This window comes from Aporhodopirellula aestuarii, from assembly GCF_023701485.1.
Classification (GTDB): domain Bacteria; phylum Planctomycetota; class Planctomycetia; order Pirellulales; family Pirellulaceae; genus Rhodopirellula; species Rhodopirellula aestuarii.
Window position 1 is genome coordinate 245,535 of record NZ_JAMQBK010000031.1, and the last position, 23,353, is coordinate 268,887.

Sequence of the window (23,353 nt, forward strand, 5' to 3'; positions counted from 1 at the left end):
TTACGAGAACTTCTTCACCCATTGTTTGCCTTGCTCGATCCGTTCGAATTTCAATTCATCGAGCTGTGTGAGCAGTTTTTGGTCGTCACGATCAATCGCCGTTTCAACCGAAAAGATTTGCCGGTTGGAAAGGGATTGCACTAACGACGCAATCAGAAACTGCTGCTCCGTCGTGAGCTCGATCGCCCCCGATTCCTCTTCCAAATTGGGTTCGATCTGAACCGGCAACCCGTTGTAAGTGTGCGCGTCGAGCAGCGTTAACGAGAGAATCGCTTTTGAACTCTCCATCACTTGGACTTCCGGATCACCCATCCACAATCCGCACATCGCCAGCGTTTGCTGCTGTTGGTAGTCGACCAGCATGTAACGTTCGATGTCAAAGTGACTCATCGCAGAGGCGACACGGGGCGATGATGGCAAGACCGGCACATGATCCAATCGCGTGCTTCGCCGCAACTGCAAAAACGAACGATTCACTGGCGGTCGATATGTCGATGTCTGCACCACCATTCTCTCGATTGTCCGAGAGACTTGGTATCCGTTGCGTGAGAGCAGCGAGCCGGTCCTCGCGTCGGAGACCGGAATCCCGATCCCATGCCCCACCGGGGCCAATCCCGCATACCCGTTAACGTCATCGCGAACCGCTCCGACGAAGATCTGCTGCACTCCATCGGCACGCAAATACTCTTCAGCCGCTTTGAGCATCTGGTCGCAGATCGCCAGTCCCGGCTCGTCGGCAAAACACAACGCCGCGATCGTGGCGGTCGACGACTCACCCTCTTCGGATCCTTCGCCGTTCGCCGAGTCGGACACCGGAGGATCACGAAACACATGTGTCCAAGCAATCACCCGACCGTCGGCGAGCCCGACGATCAGATCCGCTGGCCGGAAAAAACTACGTGACATCAGCGCGCGTTCCAAGATCGAAACGCTTACCGGTGGCGTCTGCCGGGCCGCGAGCCAATGCCGAATCCAAACCTCGAATACCCCCGGCAGATCGGAGTTTTGGAACGGTCGAATTATGGCCATGGGATAATCTCGAGTCGGCTACCGAGCACGCATGCGTGCTGTGCCGCTTCATTGCGGCACATTCCTGCGTCGAAACGCAAAAACAAAAACTAACCTAGCATTCCAGTACGCACAATCACGGATCCACGACCGGCGACTCACAATGATATTCACGGCATCTGTATAACGTGCACGTTTTCCCCAATGAAACCTTGCCATTCAACAATTCAGGGGCAACCGGACACGCATCGCCTCCCCCCTCTACTGAGTCGTCTGCGGGCAACGTCCAAGCCACCGTCAGCCCCGGCTCATACCGCGCGAGAACCTGTCGCGCAACGCGGTTCACACCTCCTCGGTCACTTACCGCGATCACTAATTCGCCCTGATCGAAATGCAGTTCATCGACCACACTGATCAACGCAGCACATGCCCGCGTTTGTTTGCGAATGACAGCTTCGCCACACCGCAACGTTCTGGTTGCCGCGTCGAGCCATCGCGAGTTCCCCGTCAAGCGAGACAATTTCAACAACACCATCGCCGCAGCCGCATTACCGCTGACGAGTGATCCGTCATGCCAGTCCTTGTTACGTGTGATCAGAGCATCGGTATCGCTCGCGGTGTAATAGAACCCACCTTCGTCCGCATCCATAAACCGATCCACTAACGTCTCGGCAAGCGATAACGCTTCGCTCAACCACTTCTCGTCCGCAGTTCCCTGGTAGAGCGATAGGAATGCGTCAGCCAAGATCGCGTAGTCATCAACAAACGCATTTCCGTGTGCCGTGCCATCGCGATAGACGTGCAACAATCGCCCGTCGTCGCGACGCATCGCCTCCAACACGAATCGTGCGGCGCGTATGGCGGTTTCGAGATAGTCCTCTCGATGCATCGCAACACTCGCAATCGCAAACGCTCGGATCGCGAGGGCATTCCACGCGACAACGATCTTGTCGTCTCGTTGCGGTTTCACCCGGCGTTCACGAACGAGTCTCAATCGCTCACGATCGTCCGCCAACTCGCCGCTCAACGACTCCAGCGACATCGAAAACGATTCCGCCCATTGCGCAAGAGGACGGGGTAAGTTCGCGATCGATTTACCCTCAAAATTGCCTGCGGCTGTGATGTCGTAAATCTCGCAGAATCGCTTGCCTCGTTCTTCGCCGAGCACGTCAATCACCTCGGCAGGATCCCACACATAGAACTTGCCCTCGACTCCTTCGCTGTCGGCGTCTTCGCTGCAGTGGATACCACCGGAAGGATCGATCAGGTCTCGCTGGATGTAGTCCAAAATTTCCGCGGCGACGTGCCCATGTCGTGCATTCCCGGTGACCTGCATCGCCCTCGTGTAGACCTCAGCCAACAACGCGTTGTCATAGAGCATTTTTTCGAAGTGCGGCACCAACCAGTGTCCATCAACGCTGTAACGTGAAAACCCTCCCCCGATATGATCGCGAATGCCACCGGCAGCCATTTTATCGAGCGTCAATTCTGCCGCCTCGATCAACCGGGTATCGCCGGTTCTCGCCGCCACGCGCAGCAACAATTCCAAATCGGTCGCGTGAGGAAACTTGGGTGCTTCGCCGAACCCTCCCCATTCCCAATCCACGGTTTTCAATAACAACTCGATCGCGACGCCGACTCGATCGCCGCCCGGTGTTCGATCCGCCGTCTCGCCGGTACCCACGGCGAGCTGCCGCAGACTTTCGGTGATTTCGCCGGCGTGGCTCGTGATTTCTTCACGGCGATTCGCCCACGCATCCACCAACGCGTCGAGCACCTGCGGAAAACTCGGCATCCCGCCCCGTGGCAGCACCGGCCAATACGTTCCCGCATAAAACGGCCGAGCCTCGTGATCGAGAAACACGCTCATCGGCCAACCACCACGGCCGGTCATGAGCTGCACCGCGTTCATGTAAATTTGATCGATGTCCGGGCGTTCTTCCCGATCGACTTTGATGGAAACGAAATGCTCGTTGAGATACGCGCCGACCTCTTCGTTTTCAAAACTTTCATGGGCCATCACGTGGCACCAATGGCACGCGGCATAACCAACCGACAGAAACACGGGAACGTCGCGGGCACGAGCACGCTCAAATGCCTCTTCGCCCCAGGGCATCCAATCGACCGGATTGTTCTGATGCTGTAGCAGATAGGGGCTGAGCGATTGAGCGAGTTGATTGGGCATGGAATGGTAGAAAAAGACGGGTCGGGCAAAAACGATTCACGGGACGAACATCATAAGGGGTTTGATCCCGACGATCACCGAGGCCAAACATTCGATAATCAATCGCAGATTACACCGTTCCCTTTATTCGCGACCTCCGATGGGGTACAACAACGTCCCTACCGGCGCACTCGGCAACAGGGCCCTTTGGTGAAAAAAACTTGGATATGAACGAGAGTATCGTATCGAACGAAATGCCGCCGATCGTTTCCGTCGGGACGCAGTGGGTGGTGGACGCGAGCGGTTGCGATCCTCCAACGTTGCAATCTCTTGAGATCATCGGATCGCTTTGCCAACGCGTCATCGATTCACTTGGGCTCCACGTCATCGGTAGCCCCGCGGCTCATCGATTCGCCGCACCACACGGCGTGACGATGCTGTATCTATTGAGTGAATCACATCTCGCCGTGCACACCTACCCGGAACATGGGTTGGCGACCTTCAATTTTGTTTGCTGTCGCGAACATGCCGATTGGCCTTGGGAAACAGAATTGACGCGGACACTTGGGGCCAGCCACGTTTTCTTGCGAGTGCTTCGTCGCGGCGCATGGTCGATCGAATCGGCCGCGGAGACCGCCCGATGATTGGCGCCAGATCACTTAAGAAGAAAGGCGCGCCGTGCCCCAATTGTGGCGGACCGGTTGAGTTCCGGTTCGGCGGCACGATGGTTACGGTTTGCGAATTCTGCCATAGCGCTATCGCGAGAAAAGACCGAGACATCGAATTGATCGGCAAAGTCTCGGATCTGGTCGAAACCGACAGCGTGCTGCACCTCGGATCGACGGGAAGTTATCGCGGCAAACCCTTTGAATGCGTCGGACGGGTGCAGTACCAACACTCCGCCGGCGGTTTTTGGGACGAATGGTATCTGCGGCTTCCCGGTGACAAGATGGCGTGGCTCGCCGACGCCCAGGGCCAATTGCACATGACCTTCCCGCGTGAAATTCGCAAACGCATGCAAGTGCCTGAGTTTGATCACCTCGAAGTCGGAAAAGCCGTCTCTCTTGGTGACAACCAACTCGTCGTGACGGAAAAAGGAACCGCGAAGGCATACGCCGCCCAAGGCGAAATCCCGTGGGCGTTCCGGCCTGGAGACGATCACGTTTACGCCGACCTGCGAGGTGAAGGCGACTGGTTCGCGACCTTCGAATACGATTCCAAAGACGACGGCGCACACAAACGCCTTTCGGTTGGCAAAACCATTTCTCTGGACGAACTCAACCTCACACCGCCGGCCGTCGAACCACTCGAATCGGATTCGGTGCGGCGCGTCGCCACCGTGAACCTGAATTGCCCGCAATGCGGCGGGCCGTTAGACCTACGCACTCCCGATCAGACAAAGCGCGTCGGGTGCCCGAACTGCGGCGCGTTGCTCGATGCCGATGCCGGCAAACTGCGGATACTCAAGACGCTCGATGACCGCCAACTTCACCCGGTCATTCCGCTCGGCTCCGCGGGTCGTTTCCAATGCCCTGACAAACTCAGCAACCATGAGTTCACCGTCATCGGATGCATGGAGCGGTATGCGTTGTATGAAGGCACCGTGTATCCGTGGTTTGAGTATCTGCTGCACAACCCCGAGATCGGATTTCGATGGTTGGTTCAAAACGACCGTCACTGGTCGTTCGTGGAACCGATCGAATCCAACCCTCCCGTTCGCCTGCCAAGCAAGGTCACTTTCGACGGTCGATCTTATCGCATCTATGATCGTGGAACCGCTTACGTACGGTCCTGCATGGGCGAGTTCTATTGGAAGGTCAACCAGGGCGACAAAGTCACAACGAGCGATTACATCTGTCCGCCGTACATGATTTCTTATGAGCTTTCGAAGACGAAAGATGCCGAGGAACTCAACATCTCGCACGGTGTGTATCTCACCGTCGATGAAATCGAACAAGCGTTCGGATTAAAAAACATCACGCGTCCGTGGGGCGTCGGAGTGATCCAGCCTTCACCACCGATTCACTACGGCGTGTGGTTGTCGTGGCTCCTTTTTATGGGTTTTATCACGATGATCCATGTGCTCGGAGACTCCCTGTTTACTCTACCGACGCAGCTCGGTCCGGACCCGTGGATGTGGTTCTACGCGATGATTTTTGTCTCGATCGTTCCGATTGGAATTCTGGTCTTCAAATACAGCTTCGAAGTGTCGCGTTGGAAAGACAGCGACTACAGCCCGTACCGGTCGGAGAATTGAGATGCGATTGCTTCAGATTTACTTAGTCGTCGGCGTCCTCATTTGCCTTTGGTTCGGCATCGCAACGGCGCGCGGATGGCGGGCGATCGATACCGGGTTCCTCAACTCGGGTGGATCAGGCGTGTACGGCGGCCGTGGTTATGGCGGTTCTTGGGGCGGCGGCAAATAGGCATCCGCGAGATGGAAGAGGTGTGGCAACGGATGAGGCCACACCGCAGCGAACGTAGACACTCAAACGGACAACCAATTTTCTCTAATTCAAACAAACTCTCATGAACTTTCTCGCACAAATTGAACAATCGGTCAGCGAGGGCGCCCAGCACGTGCTCGTTTCTCCCGCTCGAGGCACCGGCATCGATGTGTTACTCGAACACCTCATCGCCGCGTTCGTGTTTTCCGTTGTCGGAATCGTCGTCTTCGTCGTGTGCTTGATCCTGGCCGAGAAGCTGACGCCGTTTTCGATCATTCATGAGATCGGTGAAGAGCACAACATGGCGGTTTCGATCGTCGTCGCCGCGATCGTGTTGGGCATCTCCGTGATCATCGCCGCCGCGATTTTGGGCTAAGCAACTTGATCGACCGCGCCCCGCTCGGACTCCTCTACGTCAACGTCTTGATCATCGCGACGTGTGGGCTGGTCTATGAACTGGTGGCTGGCACGTTGGCGAGCTATCTGCTCGGCGACTCCGTCACGCAGTTCTCGCTCATCATCGGTGTTTATCTATCGGCGCTCGGCGTCGGTGCTTGGTTGTCGCAATACATCGAAGACGGGCTCGCACGAACGTTCATCGAAATCGAACTCGCCCTCGCACTGATCGGAGGATTCTCCACTCCCTTGCTGTTTCTCGCCTTTCCCTTAGTGGATTGGTTCCACGTGCTCTTGTTCGGCAGCGTGGTCTTGATCGGAATACTGGTCGGTTTGGAATTGCCGCTGTTGATGCGGATCCTCAAAGAGCACCTCGACTTCAACGAACTCGTGTCCCGGGTGCTAGCCTTCGACTACCTCGGGGCGTTGTTTGCTTCACTGCTGTTTCCGATCTTTCTCGTGCCTCGGTTGGGACTGACGCGGACCGCGATCCTGTTCGGATTACTCAACGCAGCCGTCGGGCTGTGGGGCACGTACTTGCTGCGTCCCTTATTGCCACAACGAGGCATCGAAGGACTGCGGGGCCGTGCGATCCTGGTGATCGGATTGCTCGTGGTCGGGTTCATCAAAGCCGATTCGTTAACGACTCTTTCGGAAGAAAATACGCTCGGCGGAAAGATCGTTTATGCCGACACATCGCCCTATCAACGCATCACCGTGACACAGGGTAATCGTGGCTTTCAGCTGTTCCTCAACGGTCATTTGCAATTCAACAGTATCGACGAATATCGCTATCACGAGTCACTCGTTCACCCGTTGATGAGCGTTTGCACCGAAGCCCGGCACATTTTGGTACTCGGTGGCGGTGACGGACTCGCGGTGCGGGAACTGCTGAAATACAGCCGCGTCGAATCGATCACTTTAGTGGACCTCGATCCAGCGATGACCCGGTTAGCCACGCGGTTCGAACCCTTGGCCGAGCTCAACAAACGGGCGCTGAACGATCCCAAAGTAACCGTCCTCAACCGAGACGCGTTCGTGTGGGCGACCGAAGACGATTTGACTGCGGACGACATGACTGTGGACGATAAAACCGCAGATGCCGAACCGGTCCTGTACGACGCCGTCGTGATCGATTTCCCCGACCCCGGCAGTTACTCGGTGGGCAAACTGTACACCACCTATTTCTATCGCGCGCTTCGCCGTCATCTGTCCGCTAACGCCGGGATAGCGATTCAGTGCACCTCGCCACTGGTGGCACCGAAGTCGTATTGGTGCATTCTGCACACCTTGCGGCAATCCGGATTCGACGTCACGCCGTACCACGCCAGCGTGCCGACGTTCGGGGTGTGGGGGTTCGCGTTGGCTCGGCCGGTCGGCCTGAGTGAGCGAGTTTCCGAGGGTGAATGGGCCACAAACGCTGATTCGCCATGGCAGCTGCCGCCCGTCCTGAATCCCGAAATCACGCAGTTGCGGTTTCTAAACGACGCTGCAATGCGGGGGCTCTTTGATCTTCCGGAGGACCAGCAATCGCTCGAAATCCCCTCCAATCGCCTCAATGACCAGATTTTGGTGCGTCTCTACGACCAGGAATGGGGCGGTCGGAGCTAGACTCGATTGCGAATTTTGGCACCGCCTGCAAAACTATGCTTTCAGCCGCCTCGCTTCGCGGTTGTCGTTCGATGCCTTTCCCGTTCCCCTGTCCCCAAGTTGGCCACGACGTGTCAGTTCCTTCTACCGTAACGCTAGTCGACGTGTTTCCTGAGGATTTGCAGCATCTCGTCGGCGAGAATCAACCTCTCAATGAATTCCTGTGGCTCGGGATCGGCGGACCGGCACGCTTTTTGGCGGAACCGGTCGAAATCGGTCAAATCGCGGAACTCATCAAAGCGGCCAAATCACACGACCTCGCCGTCCGCATCCTCGGCCACGGCAGCAATATCTTGGTCCGCGAAGCTGGATTTGATGGCTTGGTCATCTCGATGAGCGGCCCAACGACAACGGGTCTGGAGATCAACGGAAACCGATTGAAGGCGGGTGCGGGGGTCAAATTGACCCACGCGGCGATCAAAACGGTCGGTGAGGGCCTCGGTGGGCTCGAGCACTTGGTCGGAATCCCAGGCAGCGTCGGCGGTGCGGTGGTCGGTAACGCGTCAGCCGAAGGACGAGACATCGGGTCGGTCGTCCGATCGATCGAGGTGCTGGATGAAAACGGCGAGGCCAAAACGATCACGGCGGAGGAAGCCGGCTTTTCACACCGAAAATCCACCCTCGACGGGCTCGTCGTGCTGAGTGTCGAATTCGAACTTGAGCCCAAAGACGTGACCGCATTGACCAAGCGGATGCAAAAATTGTGGATCCATCGGGGCCAGCGACGCCCGGCAGATACCTCACGAATCGTCATGCCGTTCATCGATCCGAACTCGATGTCGACCCGGGATCTGATCGTCAGCACAGGCCTTTCCGGCCTGCGTGAGGGCGACGTTTCGTTGGATCTGTCGGCGCCCCAGTACCTCGTCGCTCATGAAAACGCGACCAGCGACCAGTGCTTGCGTTTGATCGAACGGGTTCGCGAACAAGTCTTGCTTCAAACCGGGATCGACTTGCGGCTCAACCTGCAAATCTGGTAATTCGAAGGCTGGAATCCAGCCCGAGTCGCTTTTCCTGCAAGGATGTAGAGCCGCGACGTGACCGAATCGTCTCAATCGAAACGTACCTCGTCGAATCGTCGCCGAGGTTCTGACGCGGAAGCACCACCGTCGAAGATCCGCTGGATCGCTTCGCTCGTCGCTGCGCCGGTGATCCTATCGATTTTGTGGCCCGCCATCCTGCTCGTTGTCGGCTACGCCGCCTGGCAATCTTGGGGCGCCCACTACGTCGCCCACGAATACTATGGCGTCAACGCCGAAGCGATTAACGTCACGCCGCTCCCGGATTACGTCCGGACCGACATCATCAGAACCGTCTACAACGACGCCGCGATGGACAAACTTTCGCTGATGGACAAACAGGCTTGCGCCAAGGTTGCTTCGGCATTTTCATCCAACGCTTGGGTCCGACGTGTCGTCGGCGTTCGTAAATTGGCCGGCGGCCGGCTCGACGTGCGACTCGAATACCGTCAACCGGTTGCCATGGTCCACGTCATCAGCCGTCATCCCGATCGAAACGGTGCCGGTTTTTTCGCAATCGACGGCGAGGGGGTGTTGTTACCCGATACCGATTTCTCGCCCTCCGAAACGCTGCGTTACCTCCACATCATCGTGCCCGGTGCCTACCCGACCGGCGGTGTGGGATCGGAGTTCGGCGACTCGCGTGTTCAGGCCGCCGCGTTGCTTGCCCACCTGCTGCATCCGTACCGAGAACAGCTCGGCATCACGAGTATCGGCGTCTATGGCGACTTGCGGCAAAACCCTATCGTGCAGCTTGAGATTGCCGGCAAAGAAGCGGATGAGCGCTGGTTCTGGGGCAGCCCTCCCGGTGTCGAGGCCCAGTCCGAACCGCCAGCGATGATGAAACTGCAAAGCCTACTCAACGGAGCTCCTCCGGGCAGCGACCTACGGCAAGTCCAGTACACGTCCGCCCCCATCGTGCAAAACCATCCGGTGATGCAGGCCCCTCGAATCGGGACCGCGCCGGTAGGCCAACCGCGATAGCACCTGACCGAAACACCCACCTGTCTCGGCTAGGCCCGTGGAATCGCCGCGTTCTCTTTTCAGGGGCCAAGCACGAAACGCCGCTCCGACTTGCTTGCGTTTTCTCGAAGCTGCCCAAGTCCGCCAAACCAGCGAGAATGACCCACTATTCTCGTGACGAGACCTTGTGTCTATTGAACAAAAGTGAACCGGATCTCATGCCGAGATCGTACACCTCAATCACCTTTCCGAAAGCTCGACTCGATGGAACCGCTGGATCTCGCCAAGTTTGAATGGAAAACAATCGTTCGACCTTTGACGATTGATGATTACGACGCTTTGTTGGCCCTCGCCGAGAAATGCTTTCCAGGGATGGAAGTGTGGGGGCGTGATCAAGTCGAAAGTTTGCTCAAGCATTTCCCGGAAGGACAATTCGTCGTCGAGATTGAAGGCAAACTCGCCGCATCTTGCTCAAGTCTGATCCTCGAATATGACGCGGGCTTGGAATGGCACAATTGGAAAGCCGTCTCGGATTCCGGTTACATCCGTAACCACAAACCCAAGGGCGACACACTCTATGGAATCGAGATCATGGTTGATCCCGAGTTCCGGGGAATGAAGCTCTCCCGACGGCTGTATGATGCGCGCAAAGATTTATGCCGCCGGATGAACCTTGCGCAAATCATCATCGGCGGACGCATCCCAGGCTACCACAAGTACGCCGACAGAATGTCCGCCCGCGAATACATCGATGGCGTTCTCGAGAAAAACATCTATGACCCTGTTCTCACCGCCCAACTGTCCAACGGTTTCGTCGTCCGTGGACTGACGGCAAATTACCTTCCCTCGGACACCGAATCCTGCGGGTACGCAACCCATGCGGTGTGGACGAACTTGGAATATGTCGCCGGTGCCAAACGGCGATTCCATCATGCCATCGAGCCGATCCGTGTCTGTGTGGTTCAGTATCAACTGCGGACGATCAGCGGGTTTGATGAATTTGCGCAGCAGTGCGAATTCTTTCTCGATACCGCCTCGGACTACAAATGCGACTTCGTTCTCTTCCCCGAACTATTTACCACGCAGCTGCTGTCCTGTGTCGATGCCACCCGTCCGGGACAAGCCGCGCGACAGCTCGCCGCCTTCACGCCACAATATCTCGACATGTTTACAGAGATGGCGGTCAAGTATGACATCAATGTCATCGGCGGTTCGCAGTTCGTGATTGAAAACGACACGCTCTACAACATCGCCTACCTATTTCGTCGCGATGGCTCGATCGGCAAACAGTACAAGATTCACATCACACCGAGCGAACGGAAGTGGTGGGGTGTTAACCCCGGCAACAAGGTCGAGGTTTTTGATACCGATTGTGGCCCCATCGCGATCCAGATTTGCTACGACATCGAGTTCCCCGAATTAACTCGCATCGCGACTCAAAAAGGGGCATCCATCATCTTCGTGCCGTTCAACACCGACACGCGGCACGGATACCTGCGTGTGCGTTATTGCGCCCAGGCCCGCTGTGTGGAGAATCACTTATACGTCGCCATCTCCGGTTGCACCGGGAACCTGCCGTTCGTGGAGAATTCAGACATCCACTACGCCCAGTCCGGAATTTTCACGCCCGCCGATGCGGAGTTCGCCCGTGACGCGATCGCCGACGAATGCAATCCGAACGTCGAAACGCTCATCGTCCACGACCTCGACTTCGAACAACTCCGCCGACACCGTGAACAAGGTTCGGTGCAAAACTGGAATGATCGCAAACTGGATCTGTACAAGATCGTCTACACCGAAGACGGCACCAAGTTCGAAGTCTGACGGCGATTTGCGTATGGGAGGTTTGCGAGGAAACACAAACCTCCTCGAAACCAAGGTCAACCGCTGACGGCGGGGTCAACGATCCCGTTTTCGGCAAAACCTTTCGCGCGAAGCAGACACGCGTCACAGTGGCCGCAAGGGCGAACTTCCCCTTCGGCCTGGTCGGTACCAATGGGATCGTAGCACGACAACGTGTGCGAATAGTCAACGCCCAGTCGCAATCCCTCAGCGATGATTTGCCCTTTCGTCAAATCGATCAGTGGCGTGTGAATCCGCAACTTCGGTCCCTCACCGACACCCGCTTTGGTTGCCAGCCGGGCCATCGTTTCGAACGCCGCGATGAACTCGGGACGGCAATCAGGATAGCCGCTGTAGTCGAGCGAATTGACACCAATGAAAATATCGGTCGATCCGCTCGTTTCGGCGACCGCGAGGGCATAGGACAAAAAGATCGTGTTGCGCGCAGGCACATAGGTGACCGGGATCTCATCGCCGATGTCTTCCACACGATCCGATTTGGGAACGTTGATATTCGGATCGATTAACGCCGATCCGCCGAGCTGCGCTAAGTCGATATCGATAATTCGATGCGACGCCGCGCCCATCGACTTGGCCAACCATTTGGCTCGCTCGAGTTCACCCTCATGTCGCTGGCCGTAACGGAAACTGATTGCGTGAACGGCAAACCCCTGTTCCCGCGCGATCGCCAGACACGTTGCGCTGTCCAAACCACCGGAGAGCAGAACAACCGCACTCAACCCTTCCATAACTTCCGTCCAATACTCGGGTTAAAATTAGTCCAATTGCCATCGGCGGCGACGTCCCTTCCGATGATCGCAGTGTAGAAAGCAAGCTTTGCATCGAGGTTATCGATGTGATGCAGCGCGACCGCTTCGAGCGTCACGGGAATCTTGGGACTGCCGAACTCTTGGCTGCCGTGATGACTGACGACGAGGTGCTCGAGCTGGTAACGAAGATTTGTCGGGAACGATTCTCCGCTATCGCGTTCGACTTGTTGAATCTTCTCGCTGAGTTGCTGGATACCAATGACGATATGTCCGATCAATTGACCGCGATCGGTGTAGCTGATCTCGCCGCTCGCCTTCAGTTCATCGATCTTTCCCAAATCATGGAGGAAGGCGCCCATCATCAGCAACTCCGTATCGAGTTCGCTGTAGCGGGGCGAGATCAATCGAACCAACTCCATCATGTTGACGGTGTGGTGCAGCAAACCGCCGGGATACGCATGATGATTCGACACCGCCGCCGCTGCGACGCGGAACCGCTCCATAAAATCATCATCTTCGAGGTACGCAGCCGCCAGCCGTGTGAGGAACGGCTGAGACAACGTCGCGAGCAATTCTCGCAATCGTGCCGTGTGCTGCTCAGCCTGTCCCGAATCGAATCGATCAAAATCATTCGCGTCCACTTCGCTGGCGTCCATCCGCTCGAGCTGCGTGACGATGATTTGCAACACGCCGTTATGAATCTGGGTCCGACCTTGGCAAAAGATATAGTCGCCTCGGTCAAACCGATCAAAGATCGTTTCGTCTGCGTTCCACATCATCGCGGCAATCGTTCCGCTGCGGTCGGACAATTTCAAAAGGATGTATTTGCCGCCTTGGCGGTTAACACGGAGCTGCTTGTCGGCAGCCTGGAACGCTTGAGCCAACGTCATCCCGTCGGCGAGCTCGTTGATAGGTGTACGCAAGTGAGAATAGAGGTCTGAGGGCAAAAACGAAGCGAGAGAGCCATGACATCGGGGCAGGGCGGTGAAGCCGCCCGGTGCCGGCACTCCAAGAGCCTACCAAGGGACCGGTGGTCTGGAAAAGCGGAGGGCGAAAGCCACCCAACCGGTGATCCACGTTTCCTCTCCGAATAATTCGCGACTTCCCGAGCCCGCGAGACTGGATTCGCAGCTCACCCCGATTTACCCTGCACGTGCACGCTCCTGTTCGACTGATCACGCGGGACCCACATGGCCGTTTCGACCGCCGATATCGAATTCCTCGACCCACCCCTGCTCGAAGGTGAACTGGGCCGGCTCGGCCCCTACCGGGTCACCGGTCTTTTGGGCGTTGGAGGCATGGGTCAGGTGTTCCAAGCGGAGGACACCCGCTTGCGACGCACCGTCGCAATCAAGGTGATGAACCCAAAGTTTGCGTCCACCAACCACAGCCGCAAGCGATTCGTCGCCGAAGCCCGATCCATGGCGGCGATCCATCACGACAATGTTGCCGTGATTTTCGAGGTCGGTCAGCATCAGCGAACGCCGTACATGGCAATGGAACTGCTGCACGGACGCACAATCGAACAATGGGTCCAAGAGGGCCGGCATTTCGACCACTTCGAAATCATCGAGATCGCCAAACAAACCGCCCTCGGCCTCGATGCCGCACACCAACGAGGGATCGTGCATCGCGACATCAAACCAGCAAACCTATGGATGCAATCCCCGCAAGATCGGATCAAGATTCTCGACTTCGGACTCGCGCTGATGGGAAACGGCATCGATCGCCTATCCGGCGTCGGCAGCGTCGTCGGCACGCTCGGATACCTGTCGCCCGAACAAGCCAGCAACGATCCGGTCGACGAACGGACCGATTTGTACGGGCTCGGAGTCGTCATGTATCAACTCTGTACCGGGCAACTCCCCTGCGTAGGCGACAAGGTCGCGTCGCAACTGATCGCGATCATCAACCAACCCCCAATCCCGTTCGTCGATCACGGCATCGACGTCCCCGAACTGCTCGGCAAACTGATTCTCCAGCTACTCAGCAAAGACCCCCATCACCGAGTTGCCACCGCCAAACAACTCGTCGATCGACTCGATGCCGTAGCGGACGAGATCCGACACGGCAAACAACGTCTGCTCGACATCAAAGTCGCCCCCGACGATCTCGGCGCGGGCAAATCCCGCAAGCGATCGCGACGGCGGGGATCAAAAAAACAATCGGAGCGAATCGATACACCGCCACCGGAAAATTCCGTCTCCGAGCAAAACGCCGTTCCCCTTCGCGAGCAGCCGAGCGTTGAGAGGCCCGGCGAGTCCAATGACTCGACCCCTCCCAATTCAATCGCTGGCACCCCCGATGTTTCGACTTCATTTCCAGGCGATGTGACGAGCGAGGAATCAGCTGAGTCGCCTCCTATCGGTGCAGATTCGCACGAACTGGATGAATTGGAATTACTCGATGACGAGGAATCGAGATTCGGTAATTGGCCCTGGATCATCGTGTCGATCGTTTCGGCGACGCTGCTCACTTTGGGGCTGGGTAGCTATCTGTGGTTTCGTCCGAACCGGGCGGCTCAGGTCGCCCGCCCGATCGTGTCGGATCAAACCCCGCAAGTGCCGGCTCATTCGAATTCGTCAGGAGAATCACGAACTAACTCGGTCTCATCTGCTGGGACAACGACATCGGCAAACGAATCCCCCGAAGTCACCGTTACGTCGATCGCACCCATCGTTTTGAAAGACGAAATCGAAGGCAGCCGCAGTGTCCTCGCGGGCAACTTCACCCGCTTTAGTCTTCGCCTGGCGAACGAGGCGACCTCTGAAGACGAGGACCCGCGGAGAATTCATCAGAACGCCAAAAAGGTCGTCAGCATCGTGACGTACCTACAGCAGGAGGGCTCCTCCAATGTGACCCAACCCGCGTTCCCACAACACGTATCAGCCAAACGTCTGCCCCCGCCCGGCCAATCATCCGTCCTCCCCGTGCAGTTCCCAACCCAAGGGCTGACGCCTGGAAAATACACTGTCCGCTTTGAACTGCAGATACCGAATGGGAGGAAGGTCATGGAGCAAGAACTCGAATTTACTGTGAAACCACGCAAGTAAACGACCTATCTGGCACAATTGATGCTGCGTTTCTTGCTGAGCATTGATCTGGCCGAAAAAAATTTTTCGTTTCTCTCTACCCAGCCAATAATATTCTGGAAGAATACCGCCTCAAACACCCTTTAAGGCAAACTTCACCACCACAAGCGAGGATTCGGGGTTAGAATACGCGAATGAACGAAGCGTCAGCCTCCTCTGTCGACAAATCCGATGCCGCGGCGGGTAGCAAACGCTCGGGCGTTGTTGATCAATTTGCTAGCAATTCGGGATCAGGCAGCTCTTCCACTGCAACACTTTCGAGCAGCCAATGGATCACGACCTCCAGCAGCGTGCACTTGGCACGGTCGAAACAAACGTGGACAGGTGCCGGGAGTGCCGCGGGGTACGTTCTGCGGTATCTCACCCCGATGCGACGCTTGATGCTGGATGTCGTTGGTGGCGAGAAAGAAGCCGACCGTGCGTTGTCGATCCTCGTCGCTCATTTGGTAAAAGCCGGCTTCAGCGGGCATGACAGAGGACGGCTACGAGACTTTTTGGTTCGCGGGATCCGCTCGGCCGCAAAAGCTCGTTACGACGAAGCCGTCCAGGGTGGTGGCAAAAACGACTCGCTCGAAATCGCCGAGTCTACGAACGCTCCTGTCCCCCCCAAAATGGAACTGGCCCAACTGGAGTCACCCCAATGGCGGGCCTATTGGCGGGATGGAATTTTGCAACGAAGCTGGCGTTCCCTCGAACGATACCAACACGCCCGCCGCTACGATCGCATCACCCATACGCTCCCCGAAGGCGGAGAACCACCTCGTGAGGATCTTATTCACGACGTGCTACGCGTCGCGATGGCTTACCCCAACGAATCATTAGAATCTTGGGCCGGACGCGTCGCCTCCACCACGGGCCGTAAAGTCAAACCAGATGAAGTCAAAAGCCAACTCGAATTGGCGAGAATTCGATTTGCTCAGCAAATCGCCGACGAAGTTGCCCAGACGCTCGAAACCCCCGATCCGGTGATGATTCAGTCGGAAATCAAAGCCCTCGGACTCGGCAAAGCGTTTGCCGGTGTGAAGGTTCAAGCTTAAAACGCGGCAACTCGTTTGCCCCTCGTCGTCCACGCTCGTGCTGACGGCGGATCCGATAGCGGATTCCCCACTTTCGCCAAGAGAGTGAAAGCGTCGAAGCGTTTCTTCGGTCTTCGTTTGGACCGCCGACGAACGATCTGGCCCTCCACGACCGGGTTTTGCTACCGTCGGTTTTCTCGGCCGTTCCCTTCTTGAGGACGACGCCCCGCGAATGGCGGGGCAGGGTAGGGCGACCGCAGATTCCCCAACCATCAACATAAATTTTTCGACGAAGGAACGTCCATGCAGTGGGTGATGCGCTACCGCGATCTGGTGTTGCCGATGGGCATCATCGGTTGCCTCGTAGTCATCCTGGTGCCACTACCACCGCTGTTGATGGACCTTTTGCTCGCTACCAATATCACGGTCGGTGTGATCGTGCTGTTGACAACGGTCTACGTCCAAACGCCACTCGAATTCAGCATTTTCCCGTCGCTCCTGCTGGCCACGACGCTCGCCCGCTTGGTCCTCAACGTCGCCACAACGAGGTTGATTTTAACGAGCACGGAATCCGGAGATAGTTCGGCGGTCGGAGGCGTGATCCAGGGTTTCGGTGAATTCGTCGCTGGGGACCGGATCGAAATCGGAATCATTATCTTCGTGATCATCGTGTTGATTCAGTTCATCGTGATCACCAAAGGTGCAACTCGGATCAGTGAAGTCGCCGCGCGTTTCGCATTGGACGGGATGCCGGGCAAGCAGATGGCGATCGACGCCGACCTCAACGCCGGAACCATCGACGAAAAACAAGCCCAGCAGCGCCGCGAAGAGGTGGCGTCGCAAGCAGATTTTTACGGGGCGATGGACGGTGCGAGTAAGTTTGTCCGCGGGGATGCGGTTGCCGGTATCGTGATCACGCTCGTGAACGTCGCCGGCGGTTTGTACATCGGGGTGATGCGTTACGACATGACCATCGCCGAAGCCGCTGAACTGTTTACCAAACTCACGATCGGTGACGGGTTGGTCAGCCAAGTGCCGGCGCTGTTGATCTCATTGGCCGCCGGTTTGTTGGTGACGCGGAGCGCTCGCAAAGCGAACCTACCTGAACAATTCCTCCAACAACTCTTTAGCAATCCAAAAGCACTCGCGGTCGCAGGCGGATTTCTCTCACTGTTGATCCTGACGAACCTGCCCACGGTTCCAATGGCCACACTCGGTGCCGGCTGCATCGGGCTGGCTGTCGTCCTGCGTCGGCAACGCGCTCAAGATCAGTTTGATGAACAAGCTTCCGAGGATGCTCAAGCGGCGGCTGCGGCAGCGCCTCCGGACAAGCGTGTCGAAGACTTTCTCGCCGTCGATCCGATGGAACTGGCGATCGGCCTCGGCCTTCTTTCACTCGCCGACCCCGCTCGCGGCGGCGATTTGATGCAACGGATCACCGGCGTGCGTAACGCCATGGCAGGGGACATCGGCATTGTGCTGCCCAAGGTTCGTATCCGCGATGATATGAACCTCGATGACAACCAATACGAAATCCGGATTGCCGGAAACCCGATTGCGACCGAACGCGTTTTACCGGACAGCTTGCTCGCGATCGACAGCGGGCATACCACCGGCGTGATTGACGGTGAACCGACGCGTGACCCGACGTTTGGCGAACCCGCCGTCTGGATCGATCCGATCCGCCGCGAACAAGCCGCCATTTATGGCTACACGACAGTCGAACCCGGTGCCGTCTTGGCGACACACTTGCAAGAGATCGCACGTCGTCACGCTGATGAATTACTCACCCGTGACGCCACCAAACATCTCATCGACGAACTCAAACAAGCCGCTCCGGCGGTTGTAGATGAACTGATTCCCGGTGTCTTGAAGGTCAGCGATGTGCAACAGGTGCTGCAGACTTTGCTGCGGGAAGATGTCCCGATCCGACAACTTTCGATCATTCTCGAAACGCTCGGTGACCACGCGTCGAAAACCAAGGACCCGATCTTCCTCAGCGAGTACGTACGTCATCGACTCGCCCGCACAATCAGCACGCGGTACCGCGACGAATACGGCCAACTGCACGTCATCGCGCTCGACCCGGCGATGGAAGACCGCATCGCGGCAGGCATTGAACATACCGACCGTGGGCTTTTTATTCGGATGAGCCCATCGGCTGTCGACTCGACTTGCAAAAAAATCTCCATTGGTGTTAAGAAACTAATCACGTTGGGTCATCACCCGGTCGTTTTGGTCAGTCCGCGGATTCGTCCCGGTCTGCGCCAGATCATTGCCGCATCGATGCCCCGCGTACGTATCCTTTCCTACAACGAAATCACGCAGGATACGCAAATCCAGTCGCACGGCGTGGTGAGTGATTGATGTCCATACGAACTTTCAAAGCAGCGAATCTGCAAGCCGCATTGGCCGACATCCGTGACCAGATGGGTCCGGATGCTTCGGTGCTGCACACACGTCAGATCCGAGACGGTTGGCTCGGTTGGCTCGGCCGCACCCAAGTCGAAGTGATCGCCGGATACCGAAACTCTGGCGAATTTCCATCGCCTTCGTCGGAAAACGATACCGACACGCCACGTCCTCAAGACGTGCGTTCGATCCATGGATACCGTCAACCGGCGACCGATTCCGACATCGTGTCGGCTCCTTCGGCAACCTATCGTGACACCTATCCGATGGCCGCCCAATACTCCGACCGAGCGACCGAAGTGGACCCGCTCTCGGTCGATCCGCTCGTCGGTCCGCTCCGCCAAGCCGGCGTCGCCGAACCGGTGATCCGTCGTTGGCTCGCATCGGCGACGAGCTTTGCCGCCAACGTCGGTGATCCTCACAGCGATCCGCTCGGCAGCACCGAACGTCTCGAACACCTTCAACGAGCCGTTGCCCGTGAACTGAATCTTTGCGGTCCGATCCGGACCCAACCTGGCGAACGCCATGTCGTTGCTTTGGTCGGCCCCACCGGTGTCGGCAAGACGACCACGGTTGCCAAACTCGCTGCAGGATTTCGAATCGAAGCGCGTCGCCGAGTCGGCCTGCTGACGATCGATACGTACCGCATCGCGGCGGTCCAACAACTCAAAGCTTATGCGGAGATCATGGACCTGCCGATGCAGGTCGTTGAATCACCCGATCAAATGCAGTCGGCCATGGACCAGCTCGGCGATGTTGATCTCGTATTGATCGACACGGCCGGCCGCAGCCCACGTAGCGATGCAAGAATCGATCAATTGGCCGACTTCCTTCGCGCCGCCCACCCCGACGAAACACATCTCGTCTTGAGCGCCACCAGCTCGAGCGAAAATATCCTGTCGACACTCAGCGGGTTTGCCCCCGTACGTGCCACCTCGGTCATCCTGACGAAACTCGATGAAACGCCTCACACCGCTGGCGTCCTCTCCGCACTGACGGCGGGCGAACGATACCTGTCAACACCGCTGAGTTACATCACTCATGGACAACAGGTACCCGATGACATCGCCGTCGCAGATGCACCGCACTTGGTCACATCACTGCTGCCAATGACTCCTCAAGCCGTTTCCTTTGGCGAAGCGGCGTAAGGCCCGTTTGTGTTCGCTCGGCGTGTCCGATGGCGAGATACCAGCAACTAAGAACAAATCACTCGTTTTCACCTAAAGAACCCAACACCCTGTAGCCGATAACATGAACTGACGCGGAACGTGAAATGCAAAACTCACTTGAGTCTTTTTTTCATGAGTCCGTTTAACGAATTTGGGAAACAAGACGCATCCGTGTGGAAACGTTCTCACGAACCGACCACTCGATGACCGGAGTTGACTGTTGATACGGACGCTCGCCATTTCACTTGGATCACTCGCGATGGGAATTGTCATCCTACGCGGCGCGCTCCATGGTCAATTGGCAGTCGAAGTAGCTCAAGAAGCGATCGCCACCCTGATCATCTTCTTGGGTATCGGAGCCATCACCGGTGCGATTGCGGACTACCTCGTCCGTGATGCCGTAGAAAACTTGTATCGCAACCGGGTTCAGTGGTATCGAGATGAAGTCGCTAAGCGAGAAGCTGGCGCCGGCATCACGACCAACGAACCCACCCCCTGAAGCAGCAATGAAATCGAGGCAAGGCCGCCTCGCTTCATCGCACCACGCTTCAAACGAATTGTTAAGTAGAAAAATTCCATCGTCAGACAACTCTGTCCAACCGAAGGTTCGGTCGGATACATCTGGCGATCAGTGATCATCATGGAGGATTCGATGCCCGCCGCTGCCCCCGTCGACGAAGAAATCGCCAAAGTCTGGGATTCATTCAAAGCTGTCACGAAAGACCATCCCGACTACGAGAGTTTGCGTAATCAACTCGTCGAGCGTTTCATGCCGTTGGTTCGCTACAACGGTGAACGCATCTGGCAGCGTCTCCCTGATGGCGTCGAACTCGACGACCTGATCAGCGCTGGCATCTTCGGTTTGATGGACGCCATCGACGCTTACGATCGTGATCGTGGCGTTAAATTTGAGACCTACTGTGTCCCGCGTATCCGCGGAGCCATGCTCGACGAACTCCGCACGATGGACTGGGTGCCCCGCCTCGTTCGCAGCAAAGCGAGCAAGCTTAGCGCCGCAACCAAGACGCTCGAAACGCGTTTCGGACGAGCACCAACGGTTGCCGAACTCGCCAACCACATGGAACTCGACATCCAAGAAGTCGAGAAAATGCAAACCGAAGCCAACGCCGTCGGTGTCGTCTCTCTCAACAAGAAGTGGTACGAAACGGACAGCTATAAAGACGTCCGCGAGATCGACATTCTTGAAGACAAAAAGGGTGAAGACCCAACCCGTCGTGTTCAGAAGACCGACCTCATGCGGCTCGTCACCAAGGGCCTCAATCGCAACGAACGCCTGATCATCATCCTCTACTACTACGAAGAGCTGACGATGAAAGAGATTGGTGCCACGCTCGATCTCTCCGAATCTCGTGTCAGCCAGATGCACACCTCCATCGTGACCCGGTTGCAACAACAACTCGGTGTCCGACGACTGGAGTTCGGCGCCTAATAACAAGCAAAGGAACCGGCTTCGGCTCGCGGGCCGATCGTGCCAGGTGGTGACTCTCTTCAGCCGATCACCTATAAAGGCAACTTCCCCCGCACCCGTTACCTGCAGCCGTTGTCCTTTCCATGCGTATCGCTCATGTGATCACCCGAATGATCATCGGCGGCGCCCAAGAAAATACACTGTTCAATTGCCAAGACCTCGTCGCCGATCACGGCGACGAGGTCTTGCTCGTTTGTGGACCGGAAACGGGCCCCGAAGGAGACCTGCTCGGGCGGGGATCTCACGCCAATTCGACCGCCCCAGAGCAGGGCAAAGCAGAGCAGGGCAAAGCAGGGCAGGGCAGGGGAGGGCAGGGCAGGGCGGCTTCTACCGCAACGAAGGCGTCTATGCCGGAGCAATTCGACTATCGCGGCGTCCCCGTTCGTATCGTCGATTCGCTCCGACGTGCAATCCATCCCGGTCATGATTGGCGTGCCGCTAAAACGCTCCGCCGAGTACTGCAAGACTTCCGCCCCGATGTCGTTCACACGCACAGCGCCAAGGGTGGACTCCTCGGACGCCACGTCGGGTGGAGACTTTATCAATCATCCTCCGAACAACGCCCCATTGTCGTCCACACCGTGCACGGTGCACCGTTCCACGACTATCAATCCGCAGCCGCCCGGCGATTCTTTATCGAGTGTGAAAGATGGGCGGCGCGACGATGCCATCATATGATCTCGGTTGCCGATGCAATGACCGATCTGATGGTGAACGCGGGAGTCGCCCCGCGTGAGCAGTTCACCACGATCAGCAGTGGCATGGACGTCGAACCGTTCCTACACGCTAACGATCACCGTGAACAAACTCGCCAAAAATATGGCATCCGTGACGAACATGTCGTCGTCGGTAAAATCGCTCGCCTGTTTCATCTCAAAGGTCATGAAGACCTCGTTCGCGCCGCACGTGTCGTTGCTCAAGCATGCCCGAACGTTCGCTTCCTCCTTGTCGGAGACGGCATCCTCCGCGGGCCACTGCAAGAACAAATCGCTGCCTTGGGCTTAACCGAAAATTTCATCTTCACGGGCCTCGTTCCTCCCAGTGAAGTCCCCGCGATGATCGGAGCGATGGACATGCTCGTGCACACGTCATATCGCGAGGGACTCGCCCGCGCGCTCCCGCAGGCGCTCATCGCGGGCAAACCGACCATCAGCTATGACATCGACGGCGCACGCGAAGTTGTCATCAACGACGAAACCGGTTATCTCATCGCCCCGGGCGACGAAAAAAACCTAGCCGATCGGATCACCCACCTCGCTACCAATCCCGACCTGCGACTGCGTCAGGGAGAAACGGGGCAACGTCGCTTCACCGACCAGTTCCGTCATCAAACGATGACGGACGAGATCCGCAAACTTTACACAACGTTGATCGAGCAAACCGACGCCGCGGCGAAACACGCCTCGCGTTATACACGAGTGACAAGACATCAACGCGATCAAATGACTGCGTTGATCAAAACAAAGAATTAGGCCCTTTCACATCGCACTCCGAAGGCGCTTCGTGGCCTCAATCACAACGTTGCCTTGATTGTTCAGCGATGCTCATCGATGAGACCATTCTTTTACTCACGCACAGGAGAGCAGGTTCTCACCGACTCGAAGACGGCAACTACAACCAATCGAGCTTTGTCAACTTCCTTAACCGCTCTTCGAAGTTGCCTATCAGACCGCCTACCATCACCCATTCGTTGCGGTCGCGCAATTCGATCTCACCGAATCTGTTGATGCGCAAAATAGAATCACCGTTCACGCCCGCCTCACGCAAGGAACGCATATCGATTTCGCCTTCGTTAATGACGTCTAACAACGTCTTTCCGGTAAGCTCGATGAATTGCATGACTGAGGTGGCCGACATGGCAAAACTGATGGTTGATGAAATCAATTCCGTGAAAGGGGCTTTCAGTAAATTTTAGT

At 56.9% G+C, this 23,353-nt stretch carries 20 protein-coding genes; 15 read left to right on the forward strand and 5 right to left on the reverse strand.

The window, feature by feature from the left end:
* Together NB063_RS12750 and NB063_RS12755 are read right to left on the reverse strand one after the other, a co-directional pair.
* Nucleotides 1–1,029, reverse strand: coding sequence for a GNAT family N-acetyltransferase (locus tag NB063_RS12750; protein ID WP_250929106.1), 1,029 nt, complete (start codon nt 1,027–1,029; stop codon nt 1–3).
* Nucleotides 1,030–1,144: 115 nt separating this feature from the next.
* Complete coding sequence (locus NB063_RS12755) at nt 1,145–3,193, reverse strand: thioredoxin domain-containing protein (protein ID WP_250929107.1); 2,049 nt, start codon at nt 3,191–3,193, stop codon at nt 1,145–1,147.
* Between the two features lie 206 nt (nt 3,194–3,399).
* Between NB063_RS12755 and NB063_RS12760 the strand changes: the two genes are divergently transcribed.
* The 8 genes from NB063_RS12760 (at nt 3,400) to NB063_RS12795 (ending at nt 11,471) form a co-directional block, all read left to right on the forward strand.
* Entirely contained in the window at nt 3,400–3,816 is a 417-nt protein-coding gene (locus NB063_RS12760) for an S-adenosylmethionine decarboxylase family protein (protein ID WP_250929108.1), read from the forward strand.
* The gene (locus NB063_RS12765) at nt 3,813–5,429 is read left to right on the forward strand and encodes a DUF4178 domain-containing protein (protein ID WP_250929109.1); all 1,617 of its coding nucleotides are present in this window, start codon (nt 3,813–3,815) and stop codon (nt 5,427–5,429) included. The genes NB063_RS12760 and NB063_RS12765 overlap by 4 nt, the downstream gene beginning before the upstream one ends.
* A 1-nt stretch (nt 5,430) precedes the next feature.
* On the forward strand, nt 5,431–5,598 hold the full coding sequence (locus NB063_RS12770; protein WP_250929110.1) for a hypothetical protein: 168 nt from the start codon (nt 5,431–5,433) through the stop codon (nt 5,596–5,598).
* 103 nt (nt 5,599–5,701) lie between these two features.
* Entirely contained in the window at nt 5,702–5,995 is a 294-nt protein-coding gene (locus tag NB063_RS12775) for a DUF350 domain-containing protein (RefSeq protein ID WP_250929111.1), read from the forward strand.
* A 5-nt stretch (nt 5,996–6,000) separates the two neighbouring features.
* A complete protein-coding gene (locus NB063_RS12780; RefSeq protein WP_250929112.1) occupies nt 6,001–7,626 on the forward strand; it encodes a polyamine aminopropyltransferase in 1,626 nt (541 codons plus the stop codon).
* A 110-nt stretch (nt 7,627–7,736) separates the two neighbouring features.
* The gene (locus NB063_RS12785) at nt 7,737–8,645 is read left to right on the forward strand and encodes a UDP-N-acetylmuramate dehydrogenase (protein WP_250929113.1); all 909 of its coding nucleotides are present in this window, start codon (nt 7,737–7,739) and stop codon (nt 8,643–8,645) included.
* Nucleotides 8,646–8,702: 57 nt separating this feature from the next.
* Nucleotides 8,703–9,668 (forward strand): cell division protein FtsQ/DivIB, encoded by a 966-nt coding sequence (locus NB063_RS12790; RefSeq protein WP_250929114.1) that lies wholly within the window; start codon nt 8,703–8,705, stop codon nt 9,666–9,668.
* A 243-nt stretch (nt 9,669–9,911) separates the two neighbouring features.
* Nucleotides 9,912–11,471: a bifunctional GNAT family N-acetyltransferase/carbon-nitrogen hydrolase family protein gene (locus NB063_RS12795; RefSeq protein ID WP_250929115.1), complete on the forward strand. Its 1,560-nt coding sequence runs from the start codon at nt 9,912–9,914 to the stop codon at nt 11,469–11,471.
* 56 nt (nt 11,472–11,527) lie between these two features.
* Here the strand turns inward: NB063_RS12795 and queC are convergent, their stop codons facing one another.
* Nucleotides 11,528–12,238, reverse strand: a complete 711-nt coding sequence (gene queC, locus NB063_RS12800; RefSeq protein ID WP_250929116.1) for a 7-cyano-7-deazaguanine synthase QueC — start codon at nt 12,236–12,238, stop codon at nt 11,528–11,530.
* Nucleotides 12,226–13,182, reverse strand: a complete 957-nt coding sequence (locus NB063_RS12805; protein WP_250929117.1) for a 3'-5' exoribonuclease YhaM family protein — start codon at nt 13,180–13,182, stop codon at nt 12,226–12,228. Before NB063_RS12805 ends, queC begins: the two co-directional genes overlap by 13 nt.
* A gap of 267 nt (nt 13,183–13,449) precedes the next feature.
* Between NB063_RS12805 and NB063_RS12810 the strand changes: the two genes are divergently transcribed.
* The 7 genes from NB063_RS12810 to NB063_RS12840 all read left to right on the forward strand — a co-directional run bounded on the left by NB063_RS12810 (nt 13,450) and on the right by NB063_RS12840 (nt 22,909).
* A complete protein-coding gene (locus tag NB063_RS12810; RefSeq protein ID WP_250929118.1) occupies nt 13,450–15,312 on the forward strand; it encodes a serine/threonine-protein kinase in 1,863 nt (620 codons plus the stop codon).
* Between the two features lie 173 nt (nt 15,313–15,485).
* The gene (locus NB063_RS12815; protein ID WP_250929119.1) at nt 15,486–16,388 is read left to right on the forward strand and encodes a hypothetical protein; all 903 of its coding nucleotides are present in this window, start codon (nt 15,486–15,488) and stop codon (nt 16,386–16,388) included.
* A 294-nt stretch (nt 16,389–16,682) separates the two neighbouring features.
* The gene (gene flhA, locus NB063_RS12820; protein ID WP_250929151.1) at nt 16,683–18,734 is read left to right on the forward strand and encodes a flagellar biosynthesis protein FlhA; all 2,052 of its coding nucleotides are present in this window, start codon (nt 16,683–16,685) and stop codon (nt 18,732–18,734) included.
* Complete coding sequence (gene flhF / locus NB063_RS12825) at nt 18,734–19,927, forward strand: flagellar biosynthesis protein FlhF (RefSeq protein ID WP_250929120.1); 1,194 nt, start codon at nt 18,734–18,736, stop codon at nt 19,925–19,927. Before flhA ends, flhF begins: the two co-directional genes overlap by 1 nt.
* A gap of 280 nt (nt 19,928–20,207) precedes the next feature.
* On the forward strand, nt 20,208–20,447 hold the full coding sequence (locus NB063_RS12830) for a hypothetical protein (RefSeq protein WP_250929121.1): 240 nt from the start codon (nt 20,208–20,210) through the stop codon (nt 20,445–20,447).
* A gap of 132 nt (nt 20,448–20,579) precedes the next feature.
* Complete coding sequence (locus tag NB063_RS12835; protein ID WP_322975133.1) at nt 20,580–21,398, forward strand: FliA/WhiG family RNA polymerase sigma factor; 819 nt, start codon at nt 20,580–20,582, stop codon at nt 21,396–21,398.
* 122 nt (nt 21,399–21,520) lie between these two features.
* Nucleotides 21,521–22,909 carry a glycosyltransferase family 4 protein gene (locus NB063_RS12840; protein ID WP_250929123.1) on the forward strand — a complete coding sequence of 463 codons (1,389 nt, stop codon included), beginning with the start codon at nt 21,521–21,523 and terminating at the stop codon, nt 22,907–22,909.
* A gap of 139 nt (nt 22,910–23,048) precedes the next feature.
* Here the strand turns inward: NB063_RS12840 and NB063_RS12845 are convergent, their stop codons facing one another.
* On the reverse strand, nt 23,049–23,294 hold the full coding sequence (locus NB063_RS12845; protein ID WP_250929124.1) for a hypothetical protein: 246 nt from the start codon (nt 23,292–23,294) through the stop codon (nt 23,049–23,051).
* Between the last annotated feature and the right edge of the window lie 59 nt (nt 23,295–23,353).